Raw genomic sequence first — 13,139 nt, 5'->3', positions numbered from 1 at the left:
GCTCCTTAGCCGATGCGGCCAGTGATGTAGCTTTCAGTGCGTGGATCGGTTGGGTTGGTGAAAATCTGTCCGGTTTCACCGTATTCGACGAGATTGCCGAGGTGGAAAAACGCTGTTTTCTGGCTGACCCGCGCGGCCTGCTGCATAGAGTGCGTGACGATCACCACGCTGTAATTCTCGCGCAGTTCGTCGATCAATTCCTCGACCTGGGCGGTGGCAATGGGGTCTAACGCGGAACACGGTTCGTCCATCAGCAGCACCTCGGGCTCCGTGGCCACGGCGCGTGCAATGCACAAGCGTTGTTGCTGACCACCCGACAGGCCGGTGCCGGGCGCATGCAAGCGGTCCTTGACCTCTTCCCAAATGGCGCCGCGCCGCAGTGATCTTTCGACGATGTCATCAAGGTCTGACTTGTTCTTGGCCAGACCGTGAATGCGCGGACCGTAAGCGACGTTGTCATAGATCGACTTTGGAAACGGGTTCGGTTTTTGAAACACCATGCCGACCTTGGCACGCAATTGCACCGGGTCGACCTTGGGATCATAGATGTCCTGGTCGTCAATCCGGATGTCACCGGTCACACGACACACATCAATTGTGTCATTCATCCGGTTGATACAACGCAGAAAAGTCGACTTTCCGCATCCTGATGGACCAATAAATGCGGTCACGGTTTTGTCTTCGATGTCGACGCTGACATCCTTTATCGCATGCGTGTCGCCATAATGGACCTGCACGTCCTTGGCTGCGATTTTGACGTCATTGGTTTCCACGTCTCTCTCCACAATTCTCATGTCGTTCATGGCAGCCCCCTTACCAGCGGCGTTCAAAGCGGCGCCGCAGGATCACGGCGATGGTGTTCATCGTAATCAGGAAGAGCAGCAAGATGATGATGCCACCCCATGCCTTTTCATAAAAGCCCGGATCGGCGCGGCTGGCCCAAGTGTAGATTTGCGCGGGCATGGCAGAGTTCGCATCTGTAAACCCTGCCATAAATCCATCGGGGTATTCGCGCGCGACAAATCCGACCATACCGATCAAGAGCAGCGGTGCGGTTTCCCCGAGTGCCTGCGCCAGGCCGATGATGGTGCCGGTCAGGATGCCGGGCATCGCCAGAGGCAGCACATGGTGGAACACCGACTGCATCTTGGATGCCCCTACCCCCAGTGCCGCATCACGGATCGATGGCGGAACAGCGGCCAGTGACGCGCGGGTCGAAATAATGATCGTGGGCAATGTCATCAACGTCAGCACCAGACCACCTACCAGCGGCGCGGACTGTGGCAGCCCTGCGAATTGGATGAACACAGCGAGGCCCAGAATACCAAACACGATGGACGGGACAGCGGCCAGGTTCGAGATGTTCACCTCGATCAAGTCGGTGAACCGGTTCTTGGGCGCAAACTCTTCGAGGTAGATGGATGCCGCCACGCCAATTGGCAGCGACAGGAACAGCACCACCAGCATCATAAAGAACGACCCGATCACCGAGGCCCCGAGGCCCGCACCGCCGGGATTGTCCACGCCGGAATCCTTGCCGGTGATGAAATTCCAGTTGAAAGCGCCGTGGATGATCCCCGCCTCTGCCAGCGCATCGACCAGATCAAGGTCCGACAGTTGCAAAAAGCGGCTGTCCACCAGAGTCTCACGCGTGACACGCCCGTTAAAGTATCCGTCAACCCGCGAGGACGCCGCCAGTTCAAACGAAACCGGTTGCCCGATGGCATCGGGGTTGTCCTGAAAATGCGACCGGATTGTACCGCCAGTTTTGCCGACAATCCGCTGGATGGCTTTGGCGTCAAAGGCCACGTCCATCCCACGCTCTGCCAATTGCGCCTCGAGGGCCGCGATAAAGTAGTTTTCATAGGCCTTGGTCTTGAGCATCTTGCTCTCGGCCTCGTCCACCGCCTCTTGGGTCATGGTGAATTCCACATCCACAACCGTCTGTGTGAACGCTGGAATACCGGACTTCAGGATGGATCCGAACAGGAACAACAGGAACAACAGCCCAACACTGATGGCAGCAATGCCATAGGCGCGAAACCGTTTCTCTGCCGCGTTGCGCTTGCGCGTGCGAGCGTCGGTCACCGACAGGCCCGATTTGGGCAACGCGGCATCATTCATACTTGCGTCGGTCATCAGTCGTATTGCTCCCGATATTTGCGCACGATGTAGAGCGCAAAGATGTTCAGCCCCAGCGTCAGGACAAACAGCGTCATGCCGAGGGCAAATGCCACCAGCGCCTCTGGCGAGGCAAAGTCCGCATCACCTGTCAATTGGCTCACGATCTTGGCGGTGATCGTTGTCATCGCTTCAAAAGGGTTCAGGCTCAGCCGTGCCGCGGCCCCTGCCCCCAGCACCACGATCATCGTTTCGCCGATGGCGCGGCTTGCCGCCAGCAGGATCGCACCCACGATACCCGGCAAAGCCGCAGGCAGGATCACCTGGCGGATTGTTTCGGATTGCGTTGCACCCAGCCCGTAAGACCCGTCGCGCATCGCCTGTGGCACTGCGTTGATAATGTCATCCGACAAGGAGCTGACAAAGGGGATCAGCATAATCCCCATAACGAGGCCCGCCGTCATGACAGCGGTGCCGCCCGACATCCAGCCCAATGTGTCCTTTCCGAACATCGACACCAAGATCGGCCCAACTGTCAGCAGCGCGAACAGACCGTAGACGATTGTCGGGATACCGGCGAGGATTTCGATCAACGGTTTGGCGATGCTGCGCACCCGCGGGCTGGCATATTCCGACAGGTAGATCGCCGAAAACAGGCCCACCGGCACGGCCACCAGCAATGCGATGAACGAGATATAGAACGTCCCCCACAACAGTGGCAGTACGCCAAGGTCGGAGGCGCCACCGCGCCCTGAAAAGCTGGGCGCCCATTTGGTCCCAAAGAAAAAGTCAGCCGCCGGATAAAGCCGGAAAAATTCAATCGTGTTGAACAAGAGCGCGAACAGGATGCCGATGGTGGTCAGAACCGCAATGGAGGCCGCGCTGACCAGCAACACCAGAATGCCTTTTTCAACGACGTTGCGGGCGCGGAAATCAGCATCGGATCGGGCATAGGCAAATGCCGCGCCACCCAGCGCGATGATCAGCACCAGCGCAGTCATCACAACGGACCCAATGCCCGTCAATTGCCGATATGTTTGCGCGCCGCGCAGCACATCCGGGCTGACGCTCGACCCCAGTGCTACGCCGACACCGCCCAACAATTCGCGAATGTCAGTATCCTCGGTCGTCAGTGTCCGCGCAGCGTCGACGGTCATCGCGCCTTGCTGGACCGCGACGTCGAGGCCATCGGCCACCCTGCGCACATCGCTCATCACGAGGCCCATCGAGCTTCCGTCGGCGACGGTGATGTCCGAGAGCGATGCCAGAACGCGCGAGTTTACAAAGATCGGTTGCGCCAGCAGCCAGACCAGCAGCACGGCAAAGGCCGGCACAATGGCCCACATCGCGACGTTCGTCCCATAGTAGACCGGCAACGAGTGCAGCGCACGGCTGTCGCCGCCTGCACTCTTGAGCGCGCGTGCGCGCCCCATCACATACCCCATGGCCGCAATGGCAAGAACGACGAGGATGAGCCAGGACAGTGACATGGCAGCTCCGAGAATGGTGGTTTGTTTGGCAGCGCCCGCAGCAGGACGCAGGCTAAAGGCAGAAAAAAGGAGCGGCGCGCGAACGCCGCCCCCGGTATTAGATAGCGTGGCTTAGCTGCCGCCGCCCATTGTGGCTTCGTTTGCCACGGCGTCCTGAGTGGCCGACAGTTCGGGGTCAGACACCAGACCGTATTGCGCCAGAGGGCCGTCAGAACCGGCAATCTCGTCGGCGACAAAGAACGAAGCGTATTCTTTCAGGCCTGGGATCACGCCGATGTGCGCTTTCTTGACGTAGAAGAACAGCGGACGCGACACGGGGTATTCACCGGTCGAGATGGTTTCAGTCGATGGGGCAACACCGCCCATGGTCGCGACCTTCAGCTTGTCTGTGTTGTTCTCGTAGAACGCCAGACCAAAGATGCCGATGCCGTTGAGGTTGGCGTCGATGCGCGCCAGTGTCTCGGTGTAGTCGCCGTCGATGTCGACCGATTTGCCGTCCTGGCGTACGTCGATGCAGGTATCTTCGGCGTCATCTTCGGACATGCCGGAGGCGATCATCGCTTCCATTGCGCCGGTTGCTTCGCAGCCTTCCAGCAGCACCTTGTCTTCGAACACTTCGCGTGTGCCGTGCTTGGTGCCGGGGATAAATGCGACGATGTCCGTGGCGGGCAAGTCACCGTTGAAATCGGCCCATTGCTGGTGCGGGTTGTCGACAATTTCGCCGTCCACAAGAACCTTGGACCCCAGAGCGTTGAAGATGTCGGACGGCTGGAACGCGGTGTAGGCCGGGCCGTCGATCTGGCTGGCAAAAACGATGCCGTCATAGCCGATGCGCACTTCGATGATGTCGGTCACACCAGCTTCGGCACAGGCCTTGATTTCCTTGTCGCGGATTTTGCGCGATGCGTTGGCAACGTCGATCGTGTTCTCGCCGACGCCTTCGCAGAAACGCTTGAGGCCCGAGGAGGAACCGCCCGATTCGACAACAGGCGCGGGAAAGTCAAAGTTTTCGCCAAAGGCTTCGGCCACGATGGAGGCGTAAGGCAGAACGGTGGACGAACCGGCAACTTGGACCTGGTCGCGCGCCACAGCGGCAGTTGCAGCAACGGCCGAGATGGCCAGCGCCGATGTGGTGAGTTTCACAAAGGACATGAATGTCTCCTGTCTGTACATATTTGGTGATCCCCCCCATGAGGACCTTGCCGCCCGTTTAGGCAGACCTCGCTATGCTTTTGTGACAGTTGTGTAACGGTTTTATGACACCGCCAGAATTAGTCGGATTGCGGTCCCGAATAATCCCGTACCGGCAGAATGATGGTAAAGGTTGCGCCCTCGCCCAGCACGCTTTCCACCCGCAACCGACCACGGTGCCGGTTGATGATGTGTTTGACAATCGCCAGCCCCAGACCCGTTCCACCCAGCGCGCGGCTACGGTGATCGTCGGCGCGGTAGAACCGCTCGGTGATGCGCGGCAGGTGGACTGGGTCGATGCCAGGGCCATAGTCAATGATCTGCACGCGAACGCCCGGCGCACGCAGTGCCGCTTCGCGCGGGTTCAGAACCATACGCACCGTGACCTTGCCACCTGCGCCACCGTATTTGATGGCGTTTTCGATGAGGTTGGTAAAGACCTGCTTGAGCTGATCACCGTCCCCGTTCATGACCGCGTGAACATCGTGAAAGTCCGGCTCCAATTCGACACCGGCCTCGCTGGCAAGCGGGCGCATGGTGCGCAATGTGGAATCAAGGACATCCCCAAGAACCACTGTCTCGGTCGGACGCACACGCTCGTCGCCTTCAACGCGGTTGAGCGACATCAAATCGCCCACCAACCGGTTCATGCGTTCGGCTTCGTCCTGCATGATGTCCAGAAACCGCCCGGAGGCTTCGGGGTCGTTGCGTGCAGGTCCGCGCAGGGTTTCGATGAACCCCATCAAGGCGGTCAACGGTGTGCGCAATTCGTGGCTGACATTTGCCACAAAATCACGTCGCATCTGGCTGGCTTGCTCGAGATGGGTCATGTCTTCGAACACCAGCAATGCGACCCCTGCCCCATCACGCCCCAATCCAAGGACGGGCCGACAACTCACACGGAATGTCGTGTCCTGTGCGCCGTCATTTGCCAGATACCGCGTTGTGCCTGCCTTTCCGTCGACCAGCGTCGCCTCAACCGTGTCCAACAGGGCGGGTTGGCGCAACATGGTCACGTAGTTGCGGCCCAGCACGTGCTGACCAATCAGGGCCAGTGCTGCGTCGTTTGCCGCCGCGATCCGCTCGCTGTTGTCGATGGCCAGCGCCGGTTGCGGCACAGCGGCCAGAATGCTGTTCAACACGTCGTCCTGCATTCATCCGGCCCCGATCAGCCTATGGCGGCCTGGACCGCTTCGGTGAACACATCGCATAGGGCTTTGGGATCTTCCAAACCGACCGAGATACGGAAAAACCCCTCGGTCATGCCCAGCTCTGCGCGGCGTTCAGCGGTCAATGCACGGTGCGATGACGACGCGGGGTGCGAAATGGTGGTGCCAACATCACCGAGGGTCGGTGCGAAATTCAAACCCTGTGCCGCGCGCGCAAAGGCATTGGCCGCATCGCGGTCGCCATCAATCTCAAAGCTGACCATGTTGCAATACTGCCCCTTGAGCAGAACTGCTGCCTGATCGTGGTCCGGATGGTCGTGGCGCGCAGGGTAAAGCACCCGCTTGACGCCCGGCAGACCCGCCAGATGATCGGCCAGTGTTGCGGCCGTTGACTGTGCCCGGTCAAAGCGAAGCGGAAAGCTAAGCATGCCACGCTCTGCCAACCAGCAGTCAAAGGGGCTGGGTGTCATGCCGGCCGTCACCGTAAACACCCGCAACCGATCATTCAGTGCCTGATCCTTGGCCGCGACATAGCCCAACATGACGTCGGAATGGCCCGCCAAAAGTTTGGTAACAGAGTGGATGACGATATCAGCGCCGTGATCAAAGGCCCGAAACGCGCGCGGCGTGGTAAAGGTGTTGTCGACGACCAGCAGCACCCCCGTTTCGCGCGCCAGTGCGGACAGGCCAAGGATATCTGCAACCCGCAAGGTCGGGTTCGACACGACTTCGACAAGGATCATCTTGGTGCTGGGTCGGATTTCGGCGCGCACTGCGTCCACGTCACCGGGATCAACCATGGATGTTTCGATGCCCAGGCGTGGCAAGTCTTCGGCCATCATGCGCAGCGACCGGCCATAAAGCTGATTGCCCCCGATGACGTGATCTCCGGCCTGCGTCAGCCCCAACAAAACGGCGGACACGGCAGCCATGCCGCTGGCCGTGACCACACCCATGTGCGGCGCGCCCTCCATGCGGTCAATGGCCTGCGCCACGACGTCCGCATTTGGATGCCCTTCGCGGCTGTAGGTATAGCCCTGCAGGTCGCCATCATACTGTGCGTCCAGCATGTCGGGCGTGTCGGAGGCATAGACCACCGACGGGCTCAGAGGTGTCACCACCGGGCGCGATGCGCTGTCTGGCAACGGGTCGGGGCGCATGATCGACCCCTTGCTGTTCGAGATCATTCGAGAAATTCCGTGTGATAGGTCGCCGTGCTGTATGTGATGTCGACACTCAGCCAGCATTTCGGAGGCAAATGCGCAGCGATCAGCGCAACAAGGTCCTGTTGCAGCGCAGCCGTAAACGCCGCACCACGGTGCGGTTTTGACAGCAATACCACAGAGGCCTTGAGATGCGAGTGGTGAAAAATTGGCGCCGGATAGGCTCGGCCCTTGGTCTCGCCCGCACCGTCGTCATGGCGCAGGATACAGGCCTCGACTTCGGACAGGATCGCTTTGGCATCAATACCCAGATCGTCGGAATAGCTGAGTTCGCAATGTGGCATCAGGCGACCACCTCGACCATTGTGTCGCGAAACCGGCGCATGTTCTCCTGATAATGCAGCGCCGAGGCACGCAAACCCTGGATCGCGGCGTCATCTAGCGTACGTACAACCTTGCCCGGCACGCCCATTACGAGTGATCCGTCGGGGATTTCCTTGCCCTCAGTGATCAACGCCCCTGCCCCGATCAAACAGTTTTTGCCGATGCGCGCGCCGTTCAACACCGTGGCGCCCATCCCGATCAGGCTGTTTTCGCCGATCGTGCAGCCGTGCAGCATCACCTTGTGCCCAATCGTGCACCCGGCACCGATAGTCAACGGGAAACCCATATCAATGTGCATGACACAGTTTTCCTGCACGTTCGTGCCACGGCCAATGCGAATTTCCTCATGGTCGGCGCGGATCGTACAGCCGAACCAAACGGATGCCGCCTCTTCCAGAACCACTTTGCCAATCAGGTTCGCATCCGGTGCCACCCACGTGTCTTCTGCGATCTCGGGGCGATCTTCGCCCAATGCGTAAAGTGTCATGACACCTCCTCGAATTCGGCCTGTAGAGCCCGCACATGGTCCGTCAGTTGCGGTTGCTGCAACCGGCGCAGACGGGTGGCGGTGATGATGGTCTTGAGCTGGGCCTCGGTCTCGTCCAGATCGTCGTTGACGATGACATAGTCATACCCGCCCCAGTGGCTGATCTCGTCCCAGCTTTTCTGCATGCGTCGCGTGATGGTTTCGGCATCATCTTGCGCGCGGCCCTCAAGGCGGCGGCGCAATTCGGCAATCGATGGCGGCAAGATAAAGATCGACAGCGTATGCTGGCCGAGCGCCGAGTTTGTGATTTGCTGCGCCCCCTGCCAATCAATGTCAAAAAGCACGTCCCGCCCCGCATCAATGGCGGCCTGAACCGGCCCCTTGGGTGATCCATAGAAATTGCCGAAAACATGCGCGTGTTCCAGCATATCACCTGCCGCAACCTGCGCCTTGAAATCAGCCTCTTCGATGAACCGGTAGTGTTCGCCGTCCACTTCGCCGGGGCGTGGCGCACGTGTGGTTGCGGACACCGAGAAACCCAATTCAGGATCCCATGCGCGCAATCGGCCCGCCAACGTGCTCTTGCCTGCTCCCGAAGGGGAACTGAGAATGATCAGCAATCCGCGTCTGGACTGTGTGTCGGGCATGGGCGTTATTCCACGTTTTGAACTTGTTCACGCATCTGGTCGATAAGCGCCTTCAACTCAAGACCGACGCGCGTCAGGTCCGCGTTTTGCGCCTTGGAACACAGCGTGTTGGCCTCGCGGTTGAACTCCTGCATCAGGAAATCCAGTTTGCGCCCCACGGGGCCTGCGGTGTCTAACAGCGTTTGGGCGGCTGCGACATGCGCGTGCAGACGGTCGATTTCTTCGGTCACGTCCGCTTTGACAGCCAACAGTGCCAATTCTTGCGCAACCCGGTCCGGGTCTGCGCCGTCGGTGTTGTCCAGAACGCGGGCCAGATTGCGTTTCAATGCTTCGGCCACGTCGTCCTTGCGCGCTTCGGCCAGTGCAGCGGCTTCTTGCGTCAGCGCCGTCACCGTTTCGAGCTGGCTCGACAACACGCCCAAGAGAGCAGCACCTTCGGACTGCCGCATCGCGTCAAAGGCCGTCAACAGCGCGGGCAACTCGGCCAACAACGCGGCCTTGAGCGGTGCCGGATCATCTTGCGCCATGCCCTGCTCCAGAACTCCGCGCACCAGCGCGATGTCACTGGCACGCGATGGGGCCAACGACAGGCCACGCTCCATCGCCTCGCTCTCGATCTGCAACATGCTGGCAACAACAGCCTTCATCTGCGGTACATTCAGGGCAACCGCCGCCACCGCATCATCGCGCGTCACCCGCAGCGATAGGGTGATGTTCCCCCGCTTAGCGTGGGCCGCAACCAGTGGCCGTACCGCAGCCTCAAGGCCGTCAACCCAGTCCGGCAGCCGCAACCGCAGATCGAGCCCCTTGCCGTTCACACTCCGAATGTCCCAGGACCAGCGGAAAGGCTCCAGTGATCCGGTTCCAGCGGCAAAGCCGGTCATCGAACGCAGTGTCGGCGCATTGGAAGATGTTGTCATGCTCACGCGTGTAGGACGTCACGCGAACGCAGGCAAGCCAAAGCCCAACCGCGCATCGGTTAACCAATCGTTAGGAATCTCCGCCAAAGTCCCCTCCAATTTGATACGTTTTGCCCAGATCACAGCACAGTTCCGCTGGATAATACGCAGATAACGAGTGGAAGACGCAACCAATGGACAAATCGGACCTGAACCCGCACAATATAGCCATTATGACAGAATTTCGCGCAGAAGTAGGATTTTCAGCTATTTCCCAGGTCGAGGCCTATTGGGATGGGCTGCGCGGCTCGCGCTTGATGCCGCGCCGATCCGAGATTGATCCGCGTGGGATCGAGTCGGCGTTGGAATACACCTTTGTGCTGGAACGCATCGCACCCGGAATGGCCCGGATTCGCATTGCCGGCAGCCACCTGAGTGACCTGATGGGGATGGAAGTGCGCGGTATGCCGCTGACGTCGCTTATCACGCCGCCCTGCCGCCGCCAGATCAACGATGTTCTTGAGGATGTGTGCCAGCGCCCAGCCGTGTGTGAACTGCGCCTGAATGCAGAAACGACCGCGACCAAACCGCATTTGGATGCACGCCTGCTGCTGCTCCCGCTCAAGAGTGATCTGGGCGACGTGAGCCGTATTCTGGGCTGCATGATTGCCCAGGGCGACATTGGCCACACGCCCCGGCGTTTTGACGTGGTCGGCGCCAAGATCCGCCCCATCACGGCGGCATCGACGGCACCCGAAGTGCCCGCAGACATGGCAGAACCGAAAAAGGCGGCACCGGTCCGCGGATTTTCCGAACCCGCACCACGGTTCAAAAGCCGGACACCACGGCCTGATGTGCCTTATCTCCGCATCGTCTCGTCAGACGACTGACAACACTGACATTCCAAAAAAAAGAGCGCCGGACATTCCAAAAAAAAGAGCGCCGGACATCCCAATCCGGCGCTCTTTTCGTTTGTCTCTTGGAACGATCAGCTTGCTGCGCGCGCCTTTTTCCGTGCGGTCCGCAGGTCCGACAGCTCTTCGGCAACGAGGAACGCCAGTTCCAGCGATTGCGACGCGTTCAAACGCGGATCGCAGGCTGTGTGGTAACGGTCGCTCAGGTCCTCTTCGGTCACTGCGCGTACACCGCCGGTGCACTCGGTCACGTCCTGGCCGGTCATCTCAAAATGCACGCCGCCCGGCACAGTGCCTTCGGCAGCATGAACGCCAAAGAACTCGCGAACCTCGCGCAGCACGCTGTCAAAGGGCCGTGTCTTGTAACCCGTGGACGACTTGATCGTGTTGCCGTGCATCGCGTCGCAGACCCAAGTGACCTCGGCCCCTTCTTCGCGGACCGTGTTGATCAGGCGCGGCAGATGCTCGGCAACCGTCCCTGCCCCGAACCGGGCAATTAGGCTCAGGCGGCCAGGCTCGTTTTCGGGGTTCAGCTTCGCCATCAGCACCTTGAGGTCATCGGTGGTCATCGACGGCCCGCACTTGAGGCCAATCGGGTTCTGCACACCGCGTGCAAACTCGACATGCGCGCCGTCGGGCTGACGTGTACGGTCGCCAATCCAGATCATGTGACCGGACCCTGCCAGCCACTTGCCTGTGGTGCTGTCCACGCGGGTCAGCGCCTCTTCGTATTCCAGCAACAGCGACTCGTGGCTGGTGTAGAATTCGACGGTCGAGAATTCATGCGTCGTGTCCGAGTCGATCCCGGCCGCATACATGAAATCGAGCGTGTCCTGGATGCGTGCCGCAATCTCACGGTACTTTTCCGCGCCGTTCCCATCGGCAAAACCAAGTGTCCACGAATGCACGCGGTGCATGTCCGCAAAGCCACCGGTGGAGAACGCGCGCAACAGGTTCAGGGTCGCTGCGGCCTGTGTGTAGGCTTGCAGCATCTTCTTGGGGTCGGGGATCCGCGCCTCGGGCGTGAATGCCAGCTCGTTGATGATGTCACCGCGGTAGCTGGGCAGTTCCACACCGTTCACAGTCTCTGTGGGAGCCGAACGTGGCTTGGCAAATTGCCCCGCCATCCGGCCCAGTTTGATCACCGGCACTTTGGCCCCGAATGTCAGAACCATCGACATCTGCAACATCACTTTGAAGGTGTCGCGAATGCCATCTGCGCTGAATTGGTCAAACGCCTCTGCACAGTCGCCACCTTGCAACAGGAACGCTTCGCCACGAGATGCGTCCGCCAACAGTGTTTTCAGACGCCGTGCTTCGCCCGCAAAAACAAGCGGCGGATACTTGGACAGCTGTGCCTCGACAGCGTGCAACGCCGCCTCGTCGGTATAATCGGGCATCTGAATCCGGGGCTTTTTGCGCCAGTCAGATTTTGTCCAATCGCTCATCTCATGTCTCCGCAGAATTTGTTAGCGATCCCATGACCGCGCACCTTCTATACAAAAGCTGTATCGCAGTGACCATATCACAAATGAGCCCTCTTGACGTGGCGAATACTGCGTGATCATGCTTTGCGTCAGGCGATGCAAAACGGGGGTCCCAACGGACCAACCATCAATTCAGGAATACTGCCGCGATGTCCACCACGCGCCCGGCGACACAGACCCGACAAGAGGTCGATAAAACCAAGCGTTTTGTCTTTGTCCTGCTTGATAATTTCACCATGCTTTGTTTCGCCGCCGCGCTGGAAAGCCTGCGGATCGCAAACCGCATGGCGGGCCGCGAAGTATACAGTTGGCGGATCATCGGCGAAGGCGGGGATTTCATCACCTGCTCTGCTGGCACAGGCTTCAAACTGGATGGTGACCTCGAAGAGTTGAACCGCGACGATGTGGTGATGTTGTGCGGTGGCATTGACGTTCAGGCGGCATCGACGAAACGGCTGCTGGGCTGGTTGCGTCGTGAATCGCGCAAGGGCCTGCCTGTCGCTGGTCTGTGTACCGCCGCCTATACTCTCGCCAAGGCCGGTTTGCTGGATGGCAAACGTGCCACGATCCATTGGGAAAATCAGGACAGCTTTGCCGAAGAGTTTCAGGAAGTTGAACTGACCAAATCGGTCTTTGTGGTCGATGACAAGCGCCTGACCACAGCGGGCGGTACGTCTTCGATTGATCTGATGCTCAAGCTGATTGCCAACGATACCGACGAACAGCTGGCGAATGCAGTGGCGGATCAGCTGATCTATTCGTCAATCCGCACAGATCAGGACACGCAGCGTCTGTCTGTGCCCACACGGATCGGGGTACGTCACCCCAAGCTGAGCCAGGTCATTCAGATCATGGAACAGAACATCGAAGAGCCGATCAGCCCCTCTATTCTGGCCAAGGACGTGGGCATGTCCACGCGCCAGTTGGAACGGCTTTTCCGCCGCTATTTGAACCGCAGCCCCAAGCGGTACTATATGGAACTGCGCCTGCAAAAGGCCCGCAACCTGTTGATGCAGACGGACATGAGCGTGATCAACGTGGCCTTGGCGTGCGGGTTCGCCTCGCCCTCGCATTTCTCGAAATGTTACCGCGCCCACTATGACACGACGCCCTACCGCGAGCGCGGCACCCACGCGGCCCGTTTGTCCATCTGACGCAACGGGTTCGATCGTGCCATTGCCGCGGGC

Annotated in this window: 13 protein-coding genes; 2 read left to right on the top strand and 11 right to left on the bottom strand. The window is 59.6% G+C overall.

Features of this window, described 5'->3' with window-relative positions; genetic code table 11:
* Positions 1 to 5: 5 nt before the first annotated feature.
* The 10 genes from pstB to Q0936_RS07540 form a co-directional block, all read right to left on the bottom strand.
* Positions 6 to 803 (bottom strand): phosphate ABC transporter ATP-binding protein PstB, encoded by a 798-nt coding sequence (gene pstB, locus Q0936_RS07585; RefSeq protein ID WP_299145411.1) that lies wholly within the window; start codon positions 801 to 803, stop codon positions 6 to 8.
* A 10-nt stretch (positions 804 to 813) separates the two neighbouring features.
* Complete coding sequence (pstA, locus tag Q0936_RS07580; protein WP_299145413.1) at positions 814 to 2,139, bottom strand: phosphate ABC transporter permease PstA; 1,326 nt, start codon at positions 2,137 to 2,139, stop codon at positions 814 to 816.
* Positions 2,139 to 3,611, bottom strand: a complete 1,473-nt coding sequence (gene pstC, locus Q0936_RS07575; RefSeq protein ID WP_299294409.1) for a phosphate ABC transporter permease subunit PstC — start codon at positions 3,609 to 3,611, stop codon at positions 2,139 to 2,141. The genes pstA and pstC overlap by 1 nt, the downstream gene beginning before the upstream one ends.
* Positions 3,612 to 3,722: 111 nt before the next feature.
* The gene (locus Q0936_RS07570; protein ID WP_299294407.1) at positions 3,723 to 4,763 is read right to left on the bottom strand and encodes a substrate-binding domain-containing protein; all 1,041 of its coding nucleotides are present in this window, start codon (positions 4,761 to 4,763) and stop codon (positions 3,723 to 3,725) included.
* Positions 4,764 to 4,882: 119 nt separating this feature from the next.
* Positions 4,883 to 5,956: an ATP-binding protein gene (locus tag Q0936_RS07565; RefSeq protein ID WP_299294405.1), complete on the bottom strand. Its 1,074-nt coding sequence runs from the start codon at positions 5,954 to 5,956 to the stop codon at positions 4,883 to 4,885.
* Between the two features lie 14 nt (positions 5,957 to 5,970).
* Positions 5,971 to 7,158: an aminotransferase class I/II-fold pyridoxal phosphate-dependent enzyme gene (locus tag Q0936_RS07560; protein ID WP_299294403.1), complete on the bottom strand. Its 1,188-nt coding sequence runs from the start codon at positions 7,156 to 7,158 to the stop codon at positions 5,971 to 5,973.
* Entirely contained in the window at positions 7,155 to 7,478 is a 324-nt protein-coding gene (locus Q0936_RS07555; protein ID WP_299294401.1) for a hypothetical protein, read from the bottom strand. The genes Q0936_RS07560 and Q0936_RS07555 overlap by 4 nt, the downstream gene beginning before the upstream one ends.
* The gene (locus Q0936_RS07550) at positions 7,478 to 8,005 is read right to left on the bottom strand and encodes a gamma carbonic anhydrase family protein (RefSeq protein WP_299145425.1); all 528 of its coding nucleotides are present in this window, start codon (positions 8,003 to 8,005) and stop codon (positions 7,478 to 7,480) included. Before Q0936_RS07550 ends, Q0936_RS07555 begins: the two co-directional genes overlap by 1 nt.
* Complete coding sequence (gmk, locus tag Q0936_RS07545) at positions 8,002 to 8,652, bottom strand: guanylate kinase (RefSeq protein WP_299294399.1); 651 nt, start codon at positions 8,650 to 8,652, stop codon at positions 8,002 to 8,004. Before gmk ends, Q0936_RS07550 begins: the two co-directional genes overlap by 4 nt.
* A 5-nt stretch (positions 8,653 to 8,657) precedes the next feature.
* Positions 8,658 to 9,572 (bottom strand): YicC/YloC family endoribonuclease, encoded by a 915-nt coding sequence (locus tag Q0936_RS07540; RefSeq protein WP_299294397.1) that lies wholly within the window; start codon positions 9,570 to 9,572, stop codon positions 8,658 to 8,660.
* A gap of 173 nt (positions 9,573 to 9,745) precedes the next feature.
* Between Q0936_RS07540 and Q0936_RS07535 the strand changes: the two genes are divergently transcribed.
* On the top strand, positions 9,746 to 10,441 hold the full coding sequence (locus Q0936_RS07535) for a PAS domain-containing protein (protein ID WP_299145432.1): 696 nt from the start codon (positions 9,746 to 9,748) through the stop codon (positions 10,439 to 10,441).
* Between the two features lie 98 nt (positions 10,442 to 10,539).
* Here the strand turns inward: Q0936_RS07535 and Q0936_RS07530 are convergent, their stop codons facing one another.
* On the bottom strand, positions 10,540 to 11,913 hold the full coding sequence (locus Q0936_RS07530) for a class II 3-deoxy-7-phosphoheptulonate synthase (RefSeq protein ID WP_299145434.1): 1,374 nt from the start codon (positions 11,911 to 11,913) through the stop codon (positions 10,540 to 10,542).
* 188 nt (positions 11,914 to 12,101) lie between these two features.
* Between Q0936_RS07530 and Q0936_RS07525 the strand changes: the two genes are divergently transcribed.
* A complete protein-coding gene (locus Q0936_RS07525; protein WP_299294394.1) occupies positions 12,102 to 13,106 on the top strand; it encodes a GlxA family transcriptional regulator in 1,005 nt (334 codons plus the stop codon).
* Positions 13,107 to 13,139: the final 33 nt, after the last annotated feature.

Origin of the sequence: uncultured Tateyamaria sp. (assembly GCF_947488715.1) — a bacterium.
Lineage (GTDB): Bacteria > Pseudomonadota > Alphaproteobacteria > Rhodobacterales > Rhodobacteraceae > Tateyamaria.
This window is presented reverse-complemented; position numbering and strand designations above follow the sequence as displayed.

Coding starts and splice junctions, on each gene's coding strand:
- Q0936_RS07525 (WP_299294394.1), top strand. CDS start 12,102: ATGTCCACCACGCGCCCGGCGACACAGACCCGACAAGAGGTCGATAAA.
- Q0936_RS07560 (WP_299294403.1), bottom strand. CDS start 7,158: ATGATCTCGAACAGCAAGGGGTCGATCATGCGCCCCGACCCGTTGCCA.
- Q0936_RS07550 (WP_299145425.1), bottom strand. CDS start 8,005: ATGACACTTTACGCATTGGGCGAAGATCGCCCCGAGATCGCAGAAGAC.
- Q0936_RS07570 (WP_299294407.1), bottom strand. CDS start 4,763: ATGTCCTTTGTGAAACTCACCACATCGGCGCTGGCCATCTCGGCCGTT.
- pstB (WP_299145411.1), bottom strand. CDS start 803: ATGAACGACATGAGAATTGTGGAGAGAGACGTGGAAACCAATGACGTC.
- Q0936_RS07530 (WP_299145434.1), bottom strand. CDS start 11,913: ATGAGCGATTGGACAAAATCTGACTGGCGCAAAAAGCCCCGGATTCAG.
- Q0936_RS07540 (WP_299294397.1), bottom strand. CDS start 9,572: ATGACAACATCTTCCAATGCGCCGACACTGCGTTCGATGACCGGCTTT.
- Q0936_RS07565 (WP_299294405.1), bottom strand. CDS start 5,956: ATGCAGGACGACGTGTTGAACAGCATTCTGGCCGCTGTGCCGCAACCG.
- pstA (WP_299145413.1), bottom strand. CDS start 2,139: ATGACCGACGCAAGTATGAATGATGCCGCGTTGCCCAAATCGGGCCTG.
- gmk (WP_299294399.1), bottom strand. CDS start 8,652: ATGCCCGACACACAGTCCAGACGCGGATTGCTGATCATTCTCAGTTCC.
- Q0936_RS07555 (WP_299294401.1), bottom strand. CDS start 7,478: ATGCCACATTGCGAACTCAGCTATTCCGACGATCTGGGTATTGATGCC.
- pstC (WP_299294409.1), bottom strand. CDS start 3,611: ATGTCACTGTCCTGGCTCATCCTCGTCGTTCTTGCCATTGCGGCCATG.
- Q0936_RS07535 (WP_299145432.1), top strand. CDS start 9,746: ATGGACAAATCGGACCTGAACCCGCACAATATAGCCATTATGACAGAA.